This is a genomic window from Micromonospora nigra (genome assembly GCF_900091585.1).
Lineage (GTDB): Bacteria > Actinomycetota > Actinomycetes > Mycobacteriales > Micromonosporaceae > Micromonospora > Micromonospora nigra.
Window position 1 is genome coordinate 5,718,045 of sequence record NZ_FMHT01000003.1, and the last position, 21,077, is coordinate 5,739,121.

Sequence of the window (21,077 nt, forward strand, 5' to 3'; positions counted from 1 at the left end):
AGAGAGGAAACTGACATGGTCAACCCGTTCGAGGACGAGAACGGCACCTTCCTGGTCCTGGTCAACGACGAGGGGCAGCACTGCCTGTGGCCCGTCTTCGTCGCCGTGCCCGCCGGCTGGCAGGCCACCCTCGGCCCCGCCGGCCGGCAGGAGTGCCTCGACCACATCGAGCGCACCTGGACCGACATCCGGCCGAAGAGCCTGCTCGCCCAGTACGCCTGACGCAACCCGACGGCGGCCCCCCACGACGGCGTGGGGGGCCGCCGTCATGTGTGGGGACCGGTGCCGCTCCTGCCCGCCTTCCTGCCCCTGCAACTACCGGCTGCGGCCCGTCCGCGCTCCTAGGGTCGACATCAGCACAACGAAACCGTCGGACGCGCGAACCGCGCCCGCACCGGTTGTCCCCTCCCATTCCCGGAGAGCCCCGATGGCGCTGTCGCAAGCTGCGAGAAAAGTCCTGCTGACCGGAACCGTCTCCGACTCCCACACCTGGAACCTGGTGTTCCTGGAGCTGCTCCTCACCGAACAGGGGTACGCGGTGGACAACCTCGGCCCGTGCGTGCCGGTGGAGCTGCTGGTGCGCCGGTGCCGGGCGTACGCGCCGGACCTGGTCGTGGTCAGCAGCGTCAACGGCCACGGGTACGCCGACGGCCTCGCCGCCGTCACCGGGTTGCGAGCCGAACCGGACCTGGCCGACGTGCCGGTCGTCATCGGCGGCAACCTCGGCCTCGACGGTCGGGACGACGCCCACCGCAGGGCTCGGCTGCGCGCCGCCGGCTACCAGGCCGTCTTCGACGACGGCGACCTGCTGGCCTTCGAGCGGTACCTCACCGCGCTGACCGGTCAGCCGCGGACCCCGGTGGGGCGGCCGGCATGAGCACCGGACAGGTCTCCTTCGGCCGGTTCGTCGCCGACGCCGCCGCCGCCGGCCGGCTGGTCGTGCAGCCCCGGATGGGTTTCAGCGACCTGCGCCGCATGCGCGCCGGACTGGAACGGACCCGGTTCGCCGCCGCCACCACCGTCGGCACCGTCACCATCGACAGCTACACCCGCGTCGGTGCGTACGCCGCCGCCCGGCGGGCCCTCGCCGAGGGCACCCCGCTCAACGGCTACCCCATCGTGGCGTACCCGCAGGAGACGACCCGCGCCCTGTTCGACGGGGTCCGGGACGACACCTTCCCGGTGCAGGTCCGGCACGGCTCGTCTCGACCGGAGTCGATCATCCGGGCGCTGACCGCCGCCGGGCTCGACGCCACCGAGGGTGGCCCCGTCTCCTACTGCCTGCCCTACGGCCGCACCCCGCTGCGCGAGTCGGTGCGTCACTGGGCGCGCGGCTGCGAACTGCTCGCCGAGCGGGCCCCCGGCACCGCCCACGTGGAGAGCTTCGGCGGCTGCCTGCTCGGCCAGCTCTGCCCACCGGGGCTGCTCGTGGCGATCAGCCTGCTGGAGGTGCTGTTCTTCGCCCGGCACGGCATCGGCAGCGTGTCGCTGAGCTACGCCCAGCAGACCAACCCCGACCAGGACGCCGAGGCGGTGCGGGCACTGCGCCGCCTCGCCGGGGAGTTCCTGCCGGCGCACGTGGACCGGCACGTCGTCCTCTACACCTACATGGGGGTGTTCCCGACCACGGTCGGCGGCGCCCGCCGGCTGCTGGAGGCGTCGGCCCGGCTGGCGGTCCGCGCCGGCGCGCAGCGGCTGATCGTCAAGACCAGCGCCGAGGCGCACCGCATCCCCACCGTCGAGGAGAACGTCCGCGCCCTGGAGACCGCCGCCGCCACCGCCGGGACCACCGACACGGGCGGGCCCGAGGTGCCCGACACCGGCGTGTACGCCGAGGCCCGGGCCCTGGTGGAGGCGGTCCTCGACCTGCACGCCGAGCCGGGCCGGGCCCTGCACGCCGCGTTCCGCCGAGGGCTCCTCGACGTCCCGTACTGCCTGCACCCCGACAACGCCGGCCAGTCCCGTAGCTGGATCGACGACGCCGGGTGGCTGCGCTGGTCGGCGGTCGGCGGGATGCCGATCCGGGCCGCGGCCCCCGGCGACCGGCCGGCCATGACATCCACCCGACTGCTGGCGGCGCTGCACACCGTCGCCCGCAGGTACGACCACTGACACCGGGAGGCGACATGCACACCACGGACGACCCCGCACAGGCCACGGCCGGCCCGCCCCCGCTCGGCGAGCACCTGGTCGCCCCGAGCACCCGGGCCGCCATGACCATCCAGCAGGAGGCGCTGTACGCGGCCCGCGAACACCTGCGCGGCCAGGGCTTCACCGAGCTGCTGCCGCCGCTGATCGGCCCGGTCACCGACCCCGGCGGCCGGGGTGCCAAGGCCCTCGACGTCGACTACTACGGCCACCCGTACAAGCTGATGACCAGCGCGATCCTCTACAAGCAGGCGTCGCTGCGGGGCTTCGACAAGCTGTTCTACATCGCCCCGAACGTGCGGGTCGAACCGCCGGAGACCGCCGGCACCGGCCGGCACCTCGTCGAGTTCCACCAGATCGACGTGGAGATTGCCGGAGCGTCCCGCGACGACGCCATGGACGTCGCCGCCGGTCTGCTCACCCACGTGGTGCGGCACGTGCTCGACACCGTTCCCGACACCCTCGCCGCGCTCGGCCGCGATCCGCTGGCCTTCGCCGAGCTGGTCACCGGCAAGTTCGACGCCTGCACCCACGCCGAGGCCGTCGAGCGGCTGCGCGGCGGCGGGCACCCGCAGAGCGCCGACGCCGAGATCGACTGGGTGGGGGAGGAGACCCTGTCCCGCGAGGCCGACCGACCGTTCTTCGTCACCGACTACCCGAAGGGCTCCCGCGGCTTCTACGACCGGGAGGACCCGGACCGGCCGGGGGTGCTGCGCAACTTCGACCTCATCGCCCACGGCGGGTACGGGGAACTGGTCAGCGGCAGCGAACGCGAGGCCGACTACGCCACCATCGTCACCCGGATGCGGGAGAGCGGCGAGAACCCCGCCAAGTACGACTGGTACCTGCGGCTGGCCCGCGAGGGCATCCCCGCCAGCGCCGGCTTCGGCATGGGCGTGCAGCGACTCGTGCGTTTCCTCACCGGCCTGGACGCCCTGTGGCAGGTCAGCGCCTACCCGAAGCTGCCCGGGGTGGTGGCCCCGTGACCGGCGTGCACGCCCCGGGTCTGCCCGAGGACCTCATCCGCGCCCGTGCCCGGCGCGGCACGGCCGAGGTGTTCCCGTCCCCCGACACGTACGGCCGGCAGCTGTTCGGTGCCGGGGACACCGACTCCCCGGCCGGCGACCCGCGGGTGGCCGACGAACTGGACGCCGCCCGCCTGGTGCCGCCGGTGTTCATGCCGCAGCGGCTGGAGAAGCTCATCGACCTCGGCCGGGAGCCGGTGCACGACGACGTGGACCTGACCACCTCGGTCGGCGGGTTCGCCTCGCCGCTGCCGCTGTACGTCTCCGCGTTCGGCTCCACCCGCATCGCCGCCGGTGACGCCGGGATCGCCGCCAGCCGGCAGGCCGGTCAGCTCGGCATCCCCATGGTCATCGGGGAGAACCTGGTGCCGGTGGGCGGCTACCGGCGCGACGCCGCCACCCGGTCGCCGATCCTGGCCCGGCTGCGTGCCTACGCCGACGCCTGCCCGCCCGACCGGGGCGGCGTGGTGGTGCAGCAGAGCACCGAGGACGCCGACTCCGAGGTGTGGAACCTCGTCTACAGCGACCCGTCGGTGCGCGGTCTCGTCGACTCCGGCCGGCTGGCCTTCGAACTGAAGACCGGCCAGGGCGCCAAGCCGGGGCTGGGCGGCATGACCGTCGTCGGCGCCGACGACGCCCGGCGGCTGGCCGACCGGTTCGCCGTGTGCGACGTCCTCGGTGGCGACGGGTGGCTGCGCTGCGCCACCCCCGGCACCTTCACCGAGGAGATCCTGCGCCAGCAGGTGCGTTTCATGCGCAACAACTTCCCCCGCGCCCGGGTGTGGGTGAAGTTCCACCCCGGTCGCGACGTCGCGCACGCCGCCGCCACCGCCTGGCGGGCCGGCGCGGACGCGGTCACCGTCGACGGGGCCCAGGGCGGCACCGGATGGGCGCCGCGCGCCTTCGTCGGCCAGGTCGGCCTGCCGCTGGCCGAGTGCCTGCGCCGCATCGGCCGGCCGGAGGGCTGCCTGCTGGTGACCGGCCGGATCTGGGAGGGCGGTCGGGCCGTACGCGCCCTCGCCGCCGGTGCCACCGCCGTCGGGCTGGGCCGGGCCGCGCTGCTGGCCGTCGACGAGGACGCCGAGGCCGGCCTGGTGCGGCTCGTGCAGGCCCTCGCCCTGGAGGCGCGGCTGCTGGTCAGCGCCCTCGGCCGGTACCGCGTCGACGCGCTGACCTGCGAGGACCTGTGGTGGCCGGGGCAGCCCACGGCCATCTCCACCAAGGCGGGGCAGCCCGTCGCACCGATCGGAGGTCGGGCATGACCGCACTGCTGGACGTCGGGTGTCGCGTCCCCGACCTGGCCGTGGACATCGGCGACGTGTGCGCCGCCGTCGACGCCGACCCGCGCCTGTTGTGGACGTTCCGCCGCTTCTACGGGCTGAACTCGGTGCGTCGCGCCCCCGACGAGGACCTGCGCGGCCTGATGACCGCCGCGGTGCGGTCACTGACCGCGCTGCGCGGCAACGAACACCGCATCCGGTACGTCGTTCTGGCCCGCACCATCAGCACCGTCGCCCGGGCCGGACAGACCCCGCTGGAGGACGTCTGCGCGGCGCTGGGCCTGCCGAACGCGGTGGGCTTCACCCTCACCCAGCACGCCTGCGCCACCGGGCTGCTCGCCGTCGACCTGGCGGGGCGGTTGCTGGCCGGCGACGGCGACCCCGACGCCCTGGCGCTGGTGCTCACCGGGGAGAAGGTGTTCAACCCCATCCTGGAGATGATCCCGGAGAGCACGGTGATGGGGGAGTCCAGCGCCGCCTGCCTGGTCGCCCTCGGCGGGGAGCGGGACCGGCTGCTCGGGTACGCCACCCGCACCCTGGGCCGCTACGCCGAGGATCATCCCCCGCACGCCCTGGACCCGCAGTTTCTCAAGGACCACAACGAGGTGCTCGCGGAGGTGATCCGCGAGGCGGCCGACGCCGCCGAGGTCACCGTCGACGAGCTGACGGTGATCCTGCCGCACAACGTCAACCGGCTGTCCTGGTCGTGGACCTGCCGACTGCTCGGCATCCCGCTCGACCGGGTGTACCTGGACAACGTCCCGGTCACCGGACACTGCTTCACCGCCGACCCGTTCATCAACTACGTCCACGCCCGCGACGCCGGCCGGCTGCGCCCCGGCGACCTGTACCTCATGGCGTCCGTCGGGCTCGGCGCCACCTTCTCCGCCGCCGTCTGGCGCCACTGACCCGGACCAGAAAGGGACAACCCGATGTCACCGCCGCACCCCAACTTCCTCACCGGCGTCAAGGCCGCCTGCACCGGCGACCCCGGCACCCCGTTCGTGCTGCTCGGCAACTTCGAGGTCGAGGACGAGTGGGCCCGCGACGAGGTGGGCCTGCCCACCGTCGGCGGCCGGGCGTCGGCCGCCATCGTCAACCGGATGGACGAGTTCACCGTCCTGCTCGCCGGGCCCGACGACCACGTGGTCCTCAAGTCCGCCCCCGACCCCGACTACCTGCACTGGCTGGCCGGCCTCGGCGTCGACCTGCCCCGCATCCTCGTCACCGACAGCCACGACCCGGCGGCCACCGTCAGCGTCGACGCGCTGCGCTCACCCCGGCTGCTGGCGGCACTGGCGGACCTGGCCGCCCGGGGGGCGCACCTGCTGCCACACGGCATGTCGACCCTGGAGGAGCAGCTGTGCGCGCTGACCGGGCTCGCCCCGGCGCTGCCGCCGGTGCCGGTGGTCAAGGCCGTCAACAGCAAGATCTACAGCCGGCGGGTCGCCGCCGACCTGGGCCTGCCGCAGGCCACCGGCTGGGAGTGCGAGACGGTCGGGGAGTTCGCCGCCGCCGCGGCGCACGCCGCCCGGTCCGTCGCCGCCGGCCGCCGGGTCGGCGTGAAGGACGCCTACGGGGTGTCCGGCAAGGGCATCGTCGTGGTCGACGACCCCCGCCGGCTCGACCAGTTGGTGCGGATGGTCACCCGCCGGGCCGAGCGTACCGGCGACCCCCGCGTCGCCCTGGTCATCGAGGAGTGGGCCGACAAGGCCCTCGACCTCAACTACCACTTCACCGTCGGCCGCGACGGTGCGGTGCGGTTCGACTTCGTCAAGGAGGCGCTGACCGAGAACGGGGTGCACAAGGGACACCGCATTCCCGCCCGGATCTCCGCCGCCCACGCCGGGCAGATCATGGCCGCCGCCGACCGGCTCGGCGCCCGCCTGGCCGCCGACGGCTTCCACGGCGTCGTCGGCGTCGACGCCATCACCACCACCGACGGCGGGCTGCTGCCGGTGCTGGAGATCAACGCCCGGAACAACATGTCGACGTACCAGACGGCCCTTCAGGAGCGGTTCATGGGCGCCGACACGATCGCCACCGCCCGGCAGTACGACCTGACCCTGACCGGCCCCGTCCGCTTCGCCGACCTGCGCGACCAGCTCGGTGAGCTGCTGTTCGACCCCGCCCGGGGCAGCGGCCTGCTGGTGAACAACTTCGCCACCGTCAACGCCGCCGCGCCCGACACCGACGACCCCCGCCCGTACGCCGGCCGCCTCTACGGCCTGCTGATGGCCGCCTCCGAGCAGGAGTTGGCAAACCTCGACCGCGCCATCGTGGCGACCGTGAAGAAGGAGCCCGTCCATGTCTGAGTCGACGTCGCTGGGAGGCGTCCCCGTCACCGAACTGGTCGAGCGGTTCAGCACCCCCCTGTACGTGTACGACGGTGCCACCGTCACCGCCCAGTACCGGGGCCTGCGGGAGCGGCTGCACCCGGCCGTGGAGATGTTCTACTCGCTGAAGGCCAACCCGAACGTCAGCGTCTGCGCGCTGCTGCACTCCCTGGGCGCCCGCGCCGAGGTGTCCTCCCTGACCGAGCTGGTCACCGCGCAACGCGCCGGTGTTCCCGCCGACCAGATCATGTTCCTCGGCCCCGGCAAGAGCCGCGACGAGATCACCTCCTGCCTCAAGGAGGAGATCACCCTCATCTGTGAGTCGTTCGGCGAGCTGGCGCTCATCGACGAACTGGCCGAGGGGCTGGGTGTGACGGCCCGCGTGGTGCTGCGCGTCAACCCCAGCTTCGCGGTCAAGGGCGGCGGGCTGACGATGGGCGGCAAGCCCCGCCAGTTCGGCATCGACGAGACCGCCCTGCTCGACGCCCCGGATCTCGCCGCGCGGCACCGCCACGTCCGGCTGGCCGGTTTCCAGGCGTACATGGGCACCCGCTTCCTCAGCGAGGACATGGTCGCCGAGAACACCACCCGCATCCTCGACCTGGCCGAGCGGCTCGCCGCGCACCTGCGCGTACCGCTGGAGGTGGTCGACGTGGGCGGCGGCCTGGGCGTGGCCTACTTCGCCGGTGAACGCGACCTGGACGTGGTCGCGCTGACCGACCAGCTCAACCCGGTCTTCGCCCGCTTCCACGAGCGGCACCCCGACACCCGCCTCGTGATGGAGTTGGGTCGCTACCTCGTCGGCCACAGTGGCACGTACGCGGTGCGGGTCCGCTACGTCAAGGAGTCCATGGGCGAGCGGTTCGCCGTGGCCGACGGCGGCACCAACCACCACATGGCCGCCGTCGGCATCGGCTCCTTCGTCAAGCGCAACTTCCCGATGCGCCTGCTCAACCGCGACAGCGCCGCCGAGCCGGTGAAGTGGAACGTCACCGGGCCGCTGTGCACCCCCAACGACACCATCGGCAAGGCCGTCGAGCTGCCGGCCGACCTGCGCCCCGGCGACGTGGTCGGGGTCGAGCGCTCCGGCGCGTACGGCCCGACCGCCTCGCCGGTGCACTTCCTCAGCCACGGCTACCCGGCCGAGGTGCTGGTCCACGACGGCGAGCCGCGGCTGATCCGCACCCGCGACGACGTCGACAGCATGCTCGCCGCCCAGATCCTGCACGACTTCCGCTGACCAAACACCTTCCCTGAAAGGCAGGACAATCTCATGATCACCACGCAGACCGCCGACCCGCAGGTCGTCTCCGCCATCGTCGCAGCCCTGGCGGAGGTGCTAGGGCAGGACCTCACCGACGTCACCGAGCAGACCCGGCTGTTCGACGACCTGAGCCTCGACTCCACCAGCGTGCTGGGCCTGCTGATGGCCCTGGAGGACGCACTCGACATGCAGGTCGACCCGGAGGGCCTGGAGCAGAGCCACCTGGAGACCGTCGGCTCGCTGGCCGCCTTCATCACCGAGAGCCGCTGACCGTGCCGGTCCTGCGGCGGCTCGAGGAGCAGTCCGGTCCGGCCGCGCCTGGTGACGCGGCCGGACCGGCCCTCGAACGCATCATCCCGTTCACCTTCGTCCCGGGCCCGGCGCTCACCCCGGACGACGCGTCCGCGCTGGTCAGCCAGTTGGAATCGTTGTACGGCCCGTTCACCGACCTGGACTGGCTGACCGGGGGCGCCGGGGTCAGCTACCACGACATGGTCCGCCACGTGGTCGGCGAACTCGGGCCCGCGCTGGCCGACGTCGACCTGGCCATCACCGTCGACGCCAGCCCCGACTGCCGGAACCAGAGCTTCCCCGCCGCGCTGCTGGCCGAGCTGCTGCCGGGGGCACCGTTGCAGATGGGCGTCTCCGAGCAGGGCGTCGCCGGTCCGTTCACCGCCCTGCGCATCGCCCACCAGCGGCTGCGCTCGGGTGCCGCCCGGCGGGCCCTCGTCCTGATCATGGAGCAGTCCACCCTGCCCCCCGACGACGCGGCCGTCCGCCCGACCCGCGACGTGGCGGTGGCCCTGCTGCTGGGGCCGGACGGCACCGTCGCCGTCGACCCGCCGACCATCACCGTCACCCGGACCGACCCCGACTCCCGGACCGACCCCGACTCCCGGGCCGCCGCCGAGGCCGACCTGGTCGTCGCCGGTGCCGGGCTGACCGGGACTCCGCCGGGCACACCCGTGGTCCGGGCTCCCGGCGGGCACCCCTGCGCCGGGGTGTGGCTGGCCCTGGCCGAGGCGCTGGCCGGCGGGACCAGCCCCGCCGGTCGGGTGCTGGTCGCCGACGTCGATCCGGTGCTGCCGTACCGGTGTGCCGTCACCCTCACCCCTTCCGCCGCCCGACCCGAACCGCCGGCCCGGGACCGCCGTCCCGGCCGGGCCCGCACCGTCGACCACCCGCCGGCCGCCGAGCCGCGCCCCCGCCGCCCGAGGGAGCTGGTCCCATGACACCCACCGCCGCGCCGCCCGCCGCCCGGGCCGGCCACGCCCCGCACCCCACCGGCGGCGACGCCTCACCACAGCACCCGCGACCCGGGCCGGTCGACCCGCGCCGGCACCGCCTGGTCGCCTACGCCGACGGGCCCGTCGCGGCCCTGGCGGCACTGCACGACGCGGTCCACCCCGGCGTCCTGCCGGCGGGGCCCGGCGGGCACACCCTGCTGCCCGCCGAGGTCGACGCGACCTGTGACCGGTACGCCACCGGCGACGGGCCCCGGCCCCGGGCCGGCCTGACCGAGTTGGCCCGCGTGCCGGTGGGCGACGCCGAACTGGTCGCGCGGCGGCTGCCCCGTGCCGCGCCGCCGGACCCGGCCTGGACCACCGGCGTCGCCTGGATCCGCCTCGGCCTGGCCGAGCGACTGCTCGCCAGGGCCGCCGCGCACCTGCGCGGCCGGTCCGTCGCCGGGGCACCCACCCTGAATCTGCCACTGGTGCGGGCATTGCTCGCCGACGCCGCCGCCGGTGTCGCCGAGGCCCGCGCACTGCTCGACACCGACGCCGGCGACCCCTCCACCCTGCGCCGGGTCCATGAGGGACTCGACGAGGTGGGCCGGCGCTGCCTGCACCTGTTCGGCGCCGCCGGGTTCCTCGCCGACGGGCCCGGCAGCGAGGTACGCGCCTCGGAACTGCTGGCCGACACCTACCCACCGCCGACCGAACTGGAGGCGCCGTGACCACCGAGCTCCTCACCGACCTGCGGGCGATGGCCCGCGACCACGCCGCCGCGCTGCGCGTGACCGCCCTGGACCTCGACCGCGACCCGACGCTGGCCACCACCGGCCTGCACCGGGCGGTGCCCTGGCGGCAACTCGTCGGCCTGCCCGCCGCGCACAACCCAGACCCGCTGCGGGTGCGCGGCCGGCCCGTCCTGCTCGACACCTGCGTCGAGCAGGTCACCGTCCTGGAGGAACTGGCCCGCGCCGACGCGGGCGCGGTGCTGGCCCTGCCCGGCCCGTCGATGTCCGGCTCCGTCATCGCCGACCTCGCCGACGACCAGCAGCACGACCGCTACTGGACGACCGTGGCCGACGGCCCCACCTGGACCTTCTTCGGCATGACCGAACCGGCGCACGGCTCCGACCCGGGCGGGATGACCACCACCCTGCGACCCGACGGCGACCGGCTGCTGCTGACCGGCACCAAGCGATTCGTCGGCAACGCCGCCCGGGCCCGCCTCGGCGTCGTCTTCGCCCGCCGCCACTCCGGCCCGCTCGGCGTGGTCGCGGTCCTCGTCGACACCACCCGGCCCGGCTTCGAGGCGGTGCCCCTGCCCACCCTCGGCCTGCGCGGGCTGCAACTGAGCGAACTGCGCATGCGGGACGTGCCGATCGAACCCGCGGACGTGCTCGGCCGGCACCGCTCGGCCACCCGGCAGGGCATGTGGGCGGCCACCCGTACCTTCCACCGCTACCGCCCGGTGGTGTCCTGCCTGGCCCTCGGCGTCGCCCAGGCCGCGTACGATCTCGTGACGGCCGAGCGGCGCGGATTCCGCAGCCACGAACGGCACCTGCTCGACGGTTGGGCGCAGCGGCTGGTCGGCACCCGCGCCCTGGTGCTGGCCGCCGCCCACAGCGCCGACCGCGACCCGGCCGACGGCACCCTCGCCTCCGCCGCGAAGATCCGCGCCACCGGCCTCGCCGAGGAGATCACCACCACGGCCGTGCGGATGCTCGGACCCGGTGCCCGCTGGGACCACCCGCTGCTCGACAAGTTGGTGCGCGACGCGCGGGCCTTCGAGTTCATGGAGGGCACCGGCAACATCCAGCGCCTCACCCTGGCGCAGGGCTACCTGCAGGGACGGCTCGGCGATGCACGCGCGGCCTGACCCCCCGCCGGCCGGGGCGGACATCTGGCACATCGGTCTCGACGTCGACACCGACACCGTCGACGTGGTCGCCGCCCTGCTCGACGCCGACGAGCGGCGGCGCGCCGGCGACCTGCGCGACCCGGTCGCCGCGCACCGCTTCGTCGTCGCCCACGGCGCGGCCCGGACCGTCCTCGCCCGCTACCTCGGCGCTCCCGGCGACGCGGTGCACTGGGCCCGCGGGCCGAACGGCAAACCGTTCTTCGAGGGGCAGTGGAGCCGTTGGCAGTGGAGCCTGAGCCGCTCCGGCGGTCACGCGCTGCTCGCCGTCCGGTGGACCGGCCCCGTCGGGGTGGACCTGGAACGGGTCCGCGACGGCCCGCCGACGGTGGCGCTGGCCACCCGGTTCCTGCCCGCCGAGGAGGCCGCGGCGGTGGCCCGGCACAGCGACCCGCACGCCCGCAGCGCCGCCTACCACCGGCTGCTGTCCCGCAAGGAAGCCTGCGTGAAGGCGTCCGGCGGACGCTTCCTGGAAGGGCTGCGGCTGCGGGTGCTGATGCCCGGCACGGTGGAGGGCACCGGACCGCTCGCCGGGCAGCGCTGGCTGCTGCGGGACCTGCCCGCCCCGCCCGGCTACGTCGCCGCCCTCGCCACCACCGGGGACCGCCTCGGCCGGCTCCGCCTGTTCGAGTGGGGCTGGCCGCCCGAGCGGTGGCGCGAAGGTGCCGCCGTCCTGCCCGGCCAACCGCCGGGCGGCGACCGCGCCGGTCCGTACCGTTCGGAGCACGTCAGTCCGGTCCCGTCCCGCGGCCCGAGGGGGATCCGATGAGGTACGACCCGCGTCCCGATGACGGACCGTGCCGGCCCACCGCATCCCCCCGGACGCGGGGGTGGCCCGCCACCGACCGTCCCGTTCCGGCCGCCACCCGCGCGCCGGTACCCGTCGCCGCTGCGGAGCCGACCACCGTCGGATCCGGCGCGGTCGGTGGCCTCTCCCCTCGACGGGATCCGGGGGGAGGGGCCACTCCGGCCGGCGTGGTGCGGGTGCGGTTCACCCCGTCGGACGTGCCCGTGCTGACCAGCTGTCCCGCCGACCGGACGGCGGCCGTCCAGGTCGTCGCCCGGACCCTGGCCCGGCTGGGCCGCTCCGACCTGGGCGGCACCGTCGAGGTCAGTACCGGCGGGCCGGTGAACGCCGACGACGAGCGCGCCGCCACCGTCCTCGCCGTGGAGTACGCGCTGCGCGGCGGCTGCGGACCCGTGCAGCTGCCCGCACCGACGCGCTGGCCCGCCCCGGCGGGCTGCGGGGGCGACTGCCCCTGCCCGACGACCATCCGACCGACCGACCCGGGACCCGGCTCCCCGAGACAGTGAGGCAATTCGATGACATCAGCTGATACGGCCGAGGCCACCCGGGCCGGCGCGCGGGCGGCGATCCAGTGGCGCAAGGTCATGGTCCTGACCGCCGGCCAGGGCCTGTCGCTCACCGGGGACTACGTCCTGCTGGTGGCGCTGGGCTGGACCGCCGTCCAGATGGGCGGCGCGGGCGCGATCATGACCCTGATGCTGGCCGGCACCGTCCCCCGCGCCCTCACCCTGATCTTCGCCGGCCCGATCGCCGACCTGGTCGGCCCCCGCTTCGTGCTGCTGCGTACCACGTCGGCGCGGGTGCTGCTGCTGGCCGCCGGCGCCGCGGCCACCCTCAGCACCGACTGGTTCTGGCCGCTGGTAGTCGTCGCCGCCGTCGAGGGGGTGCTGCTCGGCATGGGCAGCCCCGCCAGTCAGAGCCTGATGCCCCGCCTGGCCGAGGGTAACCAGCTCGCCCGGGCCAACTCCCTGTCGGCGATGGTGACCCGCATCGCGCCGATCGTCGGTTCCCCGATCGGCGCGTGGATGATCGCCACCGGCGAGCTGTGGCACGCCATGGCCGCCGTCTCGGTCACCTGCGCGGTCTCCTGGTGCGCCATGTTCGTGGTCACCCGGGGCATGACCGGCACCACCCGCGAGCCCGGGGACAACCTGCTGCGCCGCTCCGGTGACGGGGTGCGCCTGCTGCGCTCGTACGCCCGGCTGCGGTGGCTGTTCCTGTGCGCGTTCTGCCTCGACATGGCCTTCGGCTGGCCCATCGACGTGGCGCTGCCGCTGCTGGTGGACGGGCGCGGCTGGGGCGTCGGCTCGGTCGCCGTCGTGGTGGTGGCGTTCAGCTCCGGCGCCCTGTTCGCCGGTGCCCTGGGTGCCCTGCTCGCCCACCGGGTACCGCTGTTCGTCCGGCTCGTCGTCACCGGCGTCGGCATCGGCGTCGGCATCCTGCTGATGGCGCTGATGCCGTCGGTCGTCACGCTCGCCGCCGTCGGCGCGGGCGTCGGCCTGATGGCCGGCCTCAACGGGCCGGCCATCGTCACCGTCTACCAGCAGGCCTCGCCCCGCGCCCGGCTGGGCACCGCGATGTCGATGCTGACGCTGGCCAGCATCGGCACCACCCCGGTGTCCATCGTGGTCTTCGGTGCCCTGTCCACCGTCATCGGGGTGACCGCCACCTGGCTGGTCTGCGGGGCGGTGGCCCTGGTCGCGCCGGTGGCCGCGGTGATGGCCCTGCGCCAGCCCGTCCCCGCCGCCGAGCCGGTCGCCGAGCCCGCGTCGACGGCACCCGCCGCCGAGGCCGGCACCGCCCAGCCGGCCACCGCGGACCGCGCCGCCGCGCCGGGTGGCGAGGTCACCGACAGCGACGAGACCGAGGCGCAGCGGACGCAGCCGAGCCTGGTCACCGCCGGTCGCCCCTCCTGACCGCTGTCACCGTTCCCGACCACCGACCGCCCCGACCACTCCGACCGCCGCGCCGTCATCCCGGCGCGGCGGTCGCCTGCTTCCGGGATCGCGCGGACCGCCGGCGCAGCACCGCCACCGTGGCCGCGCCCGTGACGCAGCTGGCCATCGGCCCGGGTGGCGGGCCGTCGCGAACGCCGGACCCGCCGACCACGCGGCAGCGCCTCGGCGATCGGGTCGAGGTCGGCCTGCCCGGCGGCGGCCACCGACGCACGCCGGGCCGACCCCGAGGCGATCCGCGGCGACGACGGGACGCGTGTCGATGTGGCGCATGACGGCACCGGCAGTGGGTAGGGCGTGAAGGATCCGATCGAAAGCAGAAGGATCCGACCGGAAGGAGATCTCCCATGCCGAGCACCACGTTGCCGATGCTGGAGACGTACCCGAAGTCGATCAACCTGGACCGTAAGCTGCTCGCCGCCACGATCGACGCGCTCAACGACTGCGCCCAGGCGTGCACCGCGTGCGCCGACGCCTGCCTGAGCGAGGACATGGTGGCGGAACTGACCACCTGCGTGCGGACCAACCTGGACTGCGCGGACATCTGCGCGACCACCGCCCGTGTGCTGTCCCGGCACACCGGCTACGACGCGAACCTCAGCCGCGCCCTGCTGGAGGCCTGCGCGACCGCGTGCCGGTCCTGCGGTGACGAGTGCGGGGGCCACGCCGACGCCCACGAGCACTGCCGGGTGTGCGCGCAGGCGTGCCGGACCTGTGAGAGCGCCTGCCGGGAGTTGCTGGCCGCGATGGCCTGACCGACCGGGGCCGCCACGCCGGGCACCGGTGCCGGACGGCGACCCGCGCGACCGTCCCGTGGTCAGGCCATCACGGGGCGGTCGCGGAAGGGACGGCCCCGGCCGAGCGCGTCGGCGTACCCCCAGCGGCCCCGGACGTCGCGCAGTTCGATGGTGCCGATCTCCTCGGGCACCCCGGCGTCGACGGCCAGGTGGTCGGCGTACGGCTCCAGGCCCAGCAGCACCCGGAGCAGCAGCAGGGGAACGCCTGCCGAGGGCGCGTACGGGCTGTCGGTGAAGCTGTGCGGCACGGGCACCTCGGTGGTGGTCCGGTCGTAGCCGGCAAAGAAGGCCGGCAGGCGTCCCTGGAAGTGCCGGGCGGCGTCGAGCAGGGCGACGGAGAGCTGGGCCGCCTCCCGGCGGAAGCCGTACCGGCGCAGCCCCCAGGCGATGATCGAGTTGTCCCACGGCCAGACCGCGCCGGTGTGGTGGCCCAGCGGGTTGTACTGCCAGTCGCCGTGGGCGAGGGTGCGCACCCCCCAGCCCGACCAGAGGGCGGGGCCGAACAGGTGCCGCACCACGGCCGCCGCGCGCTCGGGCGGGACGATCCCGCTCCACAGCAGGTGACCCAGGGTCGACGACGACCCGTCGGCCTGCTTCCCGTCGGCCTGCAACGCCAACGCGTAGCAGCTCCGCTCCGGGATCCAGAAGTCCCGGTGGAACCGTTGCCGCAGCGCGGCGGCCTCCCGCTCCAGATGGTCGGCGTACGCGGGGTCGCCCCAGAACCGCCGGGCCAGCCGGGCGGCGCGCAGCCGGGCGTCGTACGCGTACCCCTGGATCTCGCAGATGGCCTGCGGGAACGTCGGCAACCGCCCGTCACGGAAGCAGACACTCGCCGGTGAGCTGCGCCAGCTCTCGTTGACCGGCCCGGTGGGGGTCTGCCGGCGGGTGGACCAGACATAGCCGGTGCCGGTCGGGTCGGCGTGCGTATCCAGCCAGGCGACGGCGGCCCGCGCCTCCAACTCGTAGGCCCGCACCAGGGCCGCGTCACCGGTCCAGCGTTCGTACTCGTCGAGGAGGATGACGAACAGGGCCGTGGTGTCGGCGGCGGAGAAGTCGGCCGCGCCGGGGCTGTCGTTGAACGCCGCCGACTCGCCGTAGCGGCTCTCCTGGAGGATGCGACCGGGCTGTTCGCCCCGGAACGGATCCATCCGGGCGCCCTGGCTCAGAGCCAGGATCCGCAGGGTGGTCACCGCCCGGTGGGGCAGGAAGGGCAGCACCTGGAGGCTGCTGACGATGCTCTCCCGCCCCAACAGGGTCATCGACCAGGGCAGCCCGGTGGTCGGCAACCGGTCGCGGAAGTTCAGCCCCTGGTAGTACAGGGCCGCCAGGTCGTCGACTCCGCGCCGGTACGCCTCGCTGAGCGGTTGGTGGTCGGTGGTCAGTCGGGGTGCCACGGCGACGGTCTCCTCGATCTCCCGCCCGATCTCCCGGCGCGAGCGGTGCGCCGAGCTGGTCAGCCGTTCCCGCAGGTCGCGACGGCGCAGGTCGCGAACGAGCGTCAGCACCCGCAAGCGGGTCGACCAGGTGCCGTGCGGGGCGACGGTGACGGTGAACGTCAGCCCCCGCGCGTCGATGGTGGCCGGTTCGCTGGAGGTGATCACCGTTTCCCGGTGCAGGGTTCGGCGGCGGTAGTGCAGGCGCAGCGAGTCGTGGTCGATCGTGGTGGTGACGTCCCGGTGGCGGCAGAACCCGTCGCGGATCTCCGCCACCTCCGCGAAGTCGGATCCGACCTCCAGACGGATGGTGTAGCGCACCGGCTCCGGCGCGTAGTTGAACAACGTGACGTGTTCCTCGAACGACTCCCCGAGCCAGCGGTGCCGCAGGATCGAGGTGGTGGTGCTGACGTAGTGGGTGGGTTGTCCGGGCACCAGCCCGAACTTCACCTCGTAGGAGTGCACCTCGTCGATCGACAGCACGGCGAGGCGTTCACCGTCGACGGTGAGGTGCCACGTCGACAGGAAGCGGGTGTCGAAGTAGAACAGCCCCAGCGGGGTGGTGGGGGCCGCCTCGACGTCGCCGTTGCGGGAACTGATCAGGAACATGTTGCCGAAGAAGGCGCTGGTCGCGTCGTGCAGCGCGATGGGGGCGCGCGCGGTGTGGCGGGACACCTCCTCCAGCGGGGCCGGGCCCGAACTGTCCGCGGCCGGCGGCAGCAGCCGGCGGAAGACCAGCAGCAGCGACAGGTCGCCCTCGATCGAGACGATGCCGCGGATCAGCATGGCCACCAGGTGGTCGGCGCCCAGGCAGAGCCGTTCGAAGGCCGTCCGTTCCATCTCCACCACGCAGTCGGGGTCCCGGCCCGTGGGGCCGACCTGAACCTGTCCGTCGGCGAGGGTCACCCAGAAGACCACCGGTTCCCCGCCGGCCCCCACGAGGTCGAACCGGATGGTCCCGGCGGGCTGGGTGGGCAGCCGGCCGGGGGCGGCCTGCGCCAACCCGGCGAAGAACGCGTCGAGTCGTCCATCCACGGCCACGCCCCCATCCACGGCCACGCCTCCGTCAACGCGCGTCCCCAGCAGCCCGCCCGCCAGACATCACAATCAGCCCTTAACCCAGCAAAGCCGACGGTACGCTGTGGCGGACCCCGCCGATCGCGCTTCAGTGGAACGACAGCACCGGGCACACCGATCCGGGAGGGTTCCCATGACACATCGACACACCGCCGCGGGGATGTGGTATCGAACCTACGGCCACGGTCGTCGAGACACCTACCTGCTCGTGCACGGCTGGGCGGGTGACCACCGGTTCATGGTGCCCCTGGCCCGCCACCTCGCCACCGGGCGATCCCGGGCCATCGTCGTCGACATGCCGGGACACGGGCAGAGTCCACCCCCGCCCGAGGGGTACGGCGTGCCGGAGATGGCCGCCCGGCTGCGGGCCTTCGCCGCCGAGTTGGATCTCTGCGACGTCACCATCGTCGGGCACAGCCTGGGTGGGGTGTGGTCGCTGGAAGCCGCCGCCGGGGACCGTGACCGGTTCACCGGCCTGGCGCTGCTCGACTCGGCGGTGGCCGGCCCGCCCGGTTCGGCCGAGGGGATAGCGCAGGTCGCCGCGTCGCTACGCGACGACACGACCGGGCAGGTCCGCGAATCGATCGTCCGGGCCTACTTCCTGCCCCGGTCGGACCCCCGCCTGGTCGAACGCGTCGTCGAGGCGATGGCCGAGCCGAGCACCGAGGTCGCGTACGCCCCGATCGCCGCCCTCGCCGCGTACGTGGCCGCCGACGCCGACGCGGCGGCCCTCGCGCGCTGGGACCGTCCGCTGCTCTTCGTCGGCAGCAACTCGCCCTACGCCGACTACGCGCGACTGGCGCAGCTGGCCCCGCAGGTCAGCATCGGGCAGACCGTCGGCTCGGGGCACTTCGTCCAGCTCGAGGTGCCCCGGCAGATCGACGCGATGCTCGACCGCTTCCTGGAGATCACCGACTGAGGCGGGTGTGCCGTGCCGCCCGGGGTCGGACGCGACCGGGGCGGCCCGCCGGTTGGGCCGGTGCCGTCACGGGGCCTCGACGACCTGCTGACCCAGCGGCCACAACGCCGCCTGCACGAGCTTGAAGTTGGCGATGCCGAACGGGATGCCGATGATCGTGACGCACTGCGCGACGCCGGCGACGATGTGCGACAGCGCGAGCCACCAGCCGGCCAGCACCAGCCAGAGGATGTTGGCGACACCCGAGGCGACGCCCGCGGTGGGCTTGGGCATCAGGGTGCGGCCGAAGGGCCACAGCGAGTACGCGGCCAGTCGCAGCGCCGCCACCCCGAACGGGATGGTGACGATCAGGGCGAAGCAGATGAGGGCTGCGATGCCGTAGCCGATGGCGAGCACGATTCCGCTGCCGAAGACGAGCCACAGGAGGTTCAACGCGAAACGGATCATGCTCTCCATGGTGCCTGCCAGCCGCCACCCGAGCGCCGGCCCGACCGCCGCCGCCGTCTCGAACCGGCTGCGGTACACGCCCTCGGCCGCGCGCCGTGGTCGGCCTGAGCAGCCCGGGGCCGGTGCCCGGCGTAGGGTGGCGGGGTGGATCACGAAGACCGGATCGCCCTGTTCCTCGACTACGAGAACCTCGCCCTCGGGGCGCGGGACCACCACGGGGGAGCGGCCTTCGACCTGCGGCCCATCGCCGACGCCCTCGCCGAGCGCGGCCGGGTGGTGGTGCGCCGGGCGTACGCCGACTGGTCGTACTTCGACTCCGACCGGCGGATGCTCACCCGCAACCACGTCGAGCTGATCGAGATCCCGCAGCGGATGGGTGCCTCCCGCAAGAACGCCGCCGACATCAAGATGGCCGTCGACGCGGTCGAGCTCGCCTTCGAGCGCGACTACATCTCCACCTTCGTCATCTGCACCGGTGACAGCGACTTCACCCCGCTCGTGCACAAGCTGCGCGAGCTCAACAAGCGGGTCATCGGCGTGGGGGTGGAGAAGTCCACCTCGGCGCTGCTGCCGCCGGCCTGCGACGAGTTCCTCTACTACGACCGCCTGGAGGGGGTGGAGATCCCGGCCCCCGGGAACGTCGGGGCCGGCCCGCCCGCCCGCCGCAGCCCCCGCAGGTGGAGCAGGAGCCGGAGACCCGGCCCGCCACGGAGGAGAAACCCGCCCGCGACGTCGACAGCCTCGCCGTCCTCGTCGCGCAGACGGTGGCGGGACTACAGGGCAGTTCCAGCGACGAGGTGACAGCGTCCCGCCTCAAACGCACCCTGCTGCGCAAGGACCCGACGTTCAGCGAGTCCGACTACGGGTTCCGCACCTTCGGCGAGCTGCTCCGCCACCTCGCCGGGCAGAACGTCATCGAGCTGGCCGAGGGCCCCGCCAAGGGTGACCCGGCGGTGTCGCTGCCCGAGACCGGCGACCGTGAGCTGGGCTTCGGGCTGTTGCGTACCGTCGTGCTGGAGGTGGCCGGCGGCGACGGCGCGGTGCCCCTGTCCGGGCTGAAGAACCAGCTGCGCCGGGCCCGGCCCGACTTCAGCGAGAAGAAGCTCGGCTACCGCAGCTTCCTCCAGTTCTGCAAGGCCGCCGCCACCGGTGACGTGGTCGACCTGGAGTGGAGCGCCGAGGCCGACGACTACCTGCTCACCGTGCGTCCCTGACCCGGGTGCGCGCCGGCCGGGCCGGGACCGATCATGGGCGGCGAGGGAGGGAGCGCCGATGGCGCAGCGGGACGGGTCCGGTCCGCTCAGCGGGATCCTCGTGGCGGACTTCTCCCGGATCCTCGCCGGGCCGTACGCGACGATGCTCCTGGCCGACCTCGGCGCGGACGTCGTCAAGGTGGAGGGCCCCGACGGGGACGACACCCGGGCCTGGATGCCGCCCGTGCGGGGGGACACGTCCACCTACTACCTGGCCGTCAACCGCAACAAGCGGTCGGTGGTGCTGGACCTGACCGACCCCGGCGACCTGGTCCTGGCCCGGACGCTGGCCCGCCGCGCCGACGTGCTGGTCCAGAATCTCCGTCCCGGCGGCCTGTCCCGCTTCGGCCTCGACCACGCGGCCGTCGCCGCGACCAACCCCCGCGTCGTCTACGCCTCGATCAGCGGCTTCGGGGCGGGCGCGGGCGCGTCGCTGCCCGGCTACGACCTGATGGTGCAGGCGGCGTCGGGCCTGATGAGCCTCACCGGCGAGCCCGACGGCCCCCCGTACAAGGCCGGTGTCGCCGTGGTCGACGTGATCACCGGCCTGCACGCCGCCGTGGGGATCCTCGCCGCCCTGCACCACCGCGAGCACACCGGGCTGGGACAGCACGTCGAGGTGAACCTGCTCACCTCGGCGCTGTCCGGCCTCGTCAACCAGGCCAGCGGCCACGTCGCCGGTGCCGCGTCGCCGTGGCGGATGGGCAACGCCCACCCGAGCCTGTGCCCGTACGAGCCGCTGCCCACCGCCGACGGGGATCTCGTCGTGATCGCCGGCAACGACGCCCAGTTCCGGCGCTTGTGCGGGGTGCTGGGCCTGCCCGGGCTGCCCGACGATCCCCGGTTCACCCGCAACCGGGACCGAACGGCCCACCGGGCGGCGTTGCTGCCGATCCTGGTGCGGCGGTTGGCCGGGCGTACCCGCGACGAGTGGTTCCGGGACCTGACGGCGGCCGGCGTGCCGTGCGCGCCGATCAACAGCGTCGCCGACGGCGTCGCCCTGGCCGCGGAACTGGGCCTGGATCCGGTCGTCGACGCCGGCGGGGTGCCCGGCGTGCGGCACCCCGTCGCGTTCTCCGACACCCCGCCCCGGTACGACCTGCCACCGCCGGGCATCGACGAGCACGGCGAGCAGCTCCGGGCCTGGTTGGCGGACTAGCGGAGAATTACCCGCCGCCGCGCCCCGGT

The 21,077-nt window shown here is 74.0% G+C and carries 22 protein-coding genes; 20 read left to right on the forward strand and 2 right to left on the reverse strand.

What is annotated here, in order from left to right; genetic code table 11:
• The first annotated feature begins 15 nt into the window (after nucleotides 1-15).
• The 16 genes from GA0070616_RS25055 (at nucleotide 16) to GA0070616_RS25130 (ending at nucleotide 14,718) form a co-directional block, all read left to right on the forward strand.
• Nucleotides 16-222: an MbtH family protein gene (locus GA0070616_RS25055; protein WP_091088279.1), complete on the forward strand. Its 207-nt coding sequence runs from the start codon at nucleotides 16-18 to the stop codon at nucleotides 220-222.
• A gap of 205 nt (nucleotides 223-427) precedes the next feature.
• Nucleotides 428-877: a cobalamin B12-binding domain-containing protein gene (locus GA0070616_RS25060; RefSeq protein WP_091088282.1), complete on the forward strand. Its 450-nt coding sequence runs from the start codon at nucleotides 428-430 to the stop codon at nucleotides 875-877.
• Entirely contained in the window at nucleotides 874-2,112 is a 1,239-nt protein-coding gene (locus tag GA0070616_RS25065; RefSeq protein ID WP_091088286.1) for a methylaspartate mutase, read from the forward strand. Before GA0070616_RS25060 ends, GA0070616_RS25065 begins: the two co-directional genes overlap by 4 nt.
• A 14-nt stretch (nucleotides 2,113-2,126) precedes the next feature.
• Entirely contained in the window at nucleotides 2,127-3,134 is a 1,008-nt protein-coding gene (locus GA0070616_RS25070) for an asparagine synthetase A (protein ID WP_091088290.1), read from the forward strand.
• On the forward strand, nucleotides 3,131-4,435 hold the full coding sequence (locus GA0070616_RS25075; protein ID WP_091088293.1) for a glutamate synthase-related protein: 1,305 nt from the start codon (nucleotides 3,131-3,133) through the stop codon (nucleotides 4,433-4,435). Before GA0070616_RS25070 ends, GA0070616_RS25075 begins: the two co-directional genes overlap by 4 nt.
• The gene (locus GA0070616_RS25080) at nucleotides 4,432-5,361 is read left to right on the forward strand and encodes a 3-oxoacyl-[acyl-carrier-protein] synthase III C-terminal domain-containing protein (RefSeq protein WP_091088296.1); all 930 of its coding nucleotides are present in this window, start codon (nucleotides 4,432-4,434) and stop codon (nucleotides 5,359-5,361) included. The genes GA0070616_RS25075 and GA0070616_RS25080 overlap by 4 nt, the downstream gene beginning before the upstream one ends.
• Before the next feature lie 24 nt (nucleotides 5,362-5,385).
• Complete coding sequence (locus GA0070616_RS25085; protein ID WP_091088301.1) at nucleotides 5,386-6,768, forward strand: preATP grasp domain-containing protein; 1,383 nt, start codon at nucleotides 5,386-5,388, stop codon at nucleotides 6,766-6,768.
• A complete protein-coding gene (locus GA0070616_RS25090; RefSeq protein ID WP_091088305.1) occupies nucleotides 6,761-8,029 on the forward strand; it encodes a type III PLP-dependent enzyme in 1,269 nt (422 codons plus the stop codon). The genes GA0070616_RS25085 and GA0070616_RS25090 overlap by 8 nt, the downstream gene beginning before the upstream one ends.
• A 33-nt stretch (nucleotides 8,030-8,062) precedes the next feature.
• Entirely contained in the window at nucleotides 8,063-8,323 is a 261-nt protein-coding gene (locus GA0070616_RS25095) for an acyl carrier protein (protein ID WP_091088308.1), read from the forward strand.
• 2 nt (nucleotides 8,324-8,325) lie between these two features.
• Complete coding sequence (locus tag GA0070616_RS25100) at nucleotides 8,326-9,285, forward strand: beta-ketoacyl-[acyl-carrier-protein] synthase family protein (protein ID WP_091088311.1); 960 nt, start codon at nucleotides 8,326-8,328, stop codon at nucleotides 9,283-9,285.
• Nucleotides 9,282-10,010: an acyl-CoA dehydrogenase family protein gene (locus tag GA0070616_RS25105; RefSeq protein ID WP_091088314.1), complete on the forward strand. Its 729-nt coding sequence runs from the start codon at nucleotides 9,282-9,284 to the stop codon at nucleotides 10,008-10,010. The genes GA0070616_RS25100 and GA0070616_RS25105 overlap by 4 nt, the downstream gene beginning before the upstream one ends.
• On the forward strand, nucleotides 10,007-11,161 hold the full coding sequence (locus GA0070616_RS25110) for an acyl-CoA dehydrogenase family protein (protein WP_091088317.1): 1,155 nt from the start codon (nucleotides 10,007-10,009) through the stop codon (nucleotides 11,159-11,161). The genes GA0070616_RS25105 and GA0070616_RS25110 overlap by 4 nt, the downstream gene beginning before the upstream one ends.
• The gene (locus GA0070616_RS25115; RefSeq protein WP_091088320.1) at nucleotides 11,145-11,969 is read left to right on the forward strand and encodes a 4'-phosphopantetheinyl transferase family protein; all 825 of its coding nucleotides are present in this window, start codon (nucleotides 11,145-11,147) and stop codon (nucleotides 11,967-11,969) included. The genes GA0070616_RS25110 and GA0070616_RS25115 overlap by 17 nt, the downstream gene beginning before the upstream one ends.
• Nucleotides 11,970-12,184: 215 nt before the next feature.
• On the forward strand, nucleotides 12,185-12,514 hold the full coding sequence (locus tag GA0070616_RS25120; protein WP_139128991.1) for a hypothetical protein: 330 nt from the start codon (nucleotides 12,185-12,187) through the stop codon (nucleotides 12,512-12,514).
• A 9-nt stretch (nucleotides 12,515-12,523) separates the two neighbouring features.
• Nucleotides 12,524-13,924 carry an MFS transporter gene (locus tag GA0070616_RS25125; protein ID WP_091088328.1) on the forward strand — a complete coding sequence of 467 codons (1,401 nt, stop codon included), beginning with the start codon at nucleotides 12,524-12,526 and terminating at the stop codon, nucleotides 13,922-13,924.
• A gap of 386 nt (nucleotides 13,925-14,310) precedes the next feature.
• Complete coding sequence (locus GA0070616_RS25130; protein ID WP_091088333.1) at nucleotides 14,311-14,718, forward strand: four-helix bundle copper-binding protein; 408 nt, start codon at nucleotides 14,311-14,313, stop codon at nucleotides 14,716-14,718.
• Nucleotides 14,719-14,780: 62 nt separating this feature from the next.
• Here GA0070616_RS25130 and GA0070616_RS25135 read toward each other — a convergent pair whose 3' ends face one another.
• A complete protein-coding gene (locus GA0070616_RS25135; protein ID WP_139128992.1) occupies nucleotides 14,781-17,234 on the reverse strand; it encodes a glycogen debranching N-terminal domain-containing protein in 2,454 nt (817 codons plus the stop codon).
• Nucleotides 17,235-17,403: 169 nt separating this feature from the next.
• On the opposite strand from GA0070616_RS25135, the gene GA0070616_RS25140 reads away from it, so the two are divergent.
• Nucleotides 17,404-18,189: an alpha/beta fold hydrolase gene (locus tag GA0070616_RS25140; protein WP_175440200.1), complete on the forward strand. Its 786-nt coding sequence runs from the start codon at nucleotides 17,404-17,406 to the stop codon at nucleotides 18,187-18,189.
• 66 nt (nucleotides 18,190-18,255) lie between these two features.
• On the opposite strand, the gene GA0070616_RS25145 is transcribed toward GA0070616_RS25140, so the two are convergent.
• Nucleotides 18,256-18,636, reverse strand: a complete 381-nt coding sequence (locus GA0070616_RS25145; protein WP_091091588.1) for a YccF domain-containing protein — start codon at nucleotides 18,634-18,636, stop codon at nucleotides 18,256-18,258.
• Between the two features lie 144 nt (nucleotides 18,637-18,780).
• Between GA0070616_RS25145 and GA0070616_RS29025 the strand changes: the two genes are divergently transcribed.
• Genes GA0070616_RS29025 through GA0070616_RS25155 form a run of 3 tightly spaced genes read left to right on the forward strand, consistent with a single transcriptional unit; the run spans nucleotide 18,781 to nucleotide 21,048 of the window.
• A complete protein-coding gene (locus tag GA0070616_RS29025; protein WP_245712893.1) occupies nucleotides 18,781-19,437 on the forward strand; it encodes an NYN domain-containing protein in 657 nt (218 codons plus the stop codon).
• Nucleotides 19,434-19,850: an OST-HTH/LOTUS domain-containing protein gene (locus GA0070616_RS29030; protein WP_245712894.1), complete on the forward strand. Its 417-nt coding sequence runs from the start codon at nucleotides 19,434-19,436 to the stop codon at nucleotides 19,848-19,850. The genes GA0070616_RS29025 and GA0070616_RS29030 overlap by 4 nt, the downstream gene beginning before the upstream one ends.
• A 58-nt stretch (nucleotides 19,851-19,908) precedes the next feature.
• On the forward strand, nucleotides 19,909-21,048 hold the full coding sequence (locus GA0070616_RS25155; protein ID WP_091088340.1) for a CaiB/BaiF CoA transferase family protein: 1,140 nt from the start codon (nucleotides 19,909-19,911) through the stop codon (nucleotides 21,046-21,048).
• Nucleotides 21,049-21,077 lie beyond the last annotated feature (29 nt).

Coding starts and splice junctions, on each gene's coding strand:
- GA0070616_RS25060 (WP_091088282.1), top strand. CDS start 428: ATGGCGCTGTCGCAAGCTGCGAGAAAAGTCCTGCTGACCGGAACCGTC.
- GA0070616_RS25115 (WP_091088320.1), top strand. CDS start 11,145: ATGCACGCGCGGCCTGACCCCCCGCCGGCCGGGGCGGACATCTGGCAC.
- GA0070616_RS25145 (WP_091091588.1), bottom strand. CDS start 18,636: ATGATCCGTTTCGCGTTGAACCTCCTGTGGCTCGTCTTCGGCAGCGGA.
- GA0070616_RS25085 (WP_091088301.1), top strand. CDS start 5,386: ATGTCACCGCCGCACCCCAACTTCCTCACCGGCGTCAAGGCCGCCTGC.
- GA0070616_RS25065 (WP_091088286.1), top strand. CDS start 874: ATGAGCACCGGACAGGTCTCCTTCGGCCGGTTCGTCGCCGACGCCGCC.
- GA0070616_RS25155 (WP_091088340.1), top strand. CDS start 19,909: ATGGCGCAGCGGGACGGGTCCGGTCCGCTCAGCGGGATCCTCGTGGCG.
- GA0070616_RS25105 (WP_091088314.1), top strand. CDS start 9,282: ATGACACCCACCGCCGCGCCGCCCGCCGCCCGGGCCGGCCACGCCCCG.
- GA0070616_RS25095 (WP_091088308.1), top strand. CDS start 8,063: ATGATCACCACGCAGACCGCCGACCCGCAGGTCGTCTCCGCCATCGTC.
- GA0070616_RS25080 (WP_091088296.1), top strand. CDS start 4,432: ATGACCGCACTGCTGGACGTCGGGTGTCGCGTCCCCGACCTGGCCGTG.
- GA0070616_RS25130 (WP_091088333.1), top strand. CDS start 14,311: ATGCCGAGCACCACGTTGCCGATGCTGGAGACGTACCCGAAGTCGATC.
- GA0070616_RS25090 (WP_091088305.1), top strand. CDS start 6,761: ATGTCTGAGTCGACGTCGCTGGGAGGCGTCCCCGTCACCGAACTGGTC.
- GA0070616_RS25125 (WP_091088328.1), top strand. CDS start 12,524: ATGACATCAGCTGATACGGCCGAGGCCACCCGGGCCGGCGCGCGGGCG.
- GA0070616_RS25140 (WP_175440200.1), top strand. CDS start 17,404: ATGACACATCGACACACCGCCGCGGGGATGTGGTATCGAACCTACGGC.
- GA0070616_RS25055 (WP_091088279.1), top strand. CDS start 16: ATGGTCAACCCGTTCGAGGACGAGAACGGCACCTTCCTGGTCCTGGTC.
- GA0070616_RS25070 (WP_091088290.1), top strand. CDS start 2,127: ATGCACACCACGGACGACCCCGCACAGGCCACGGCCGGCCCGCCCCCG.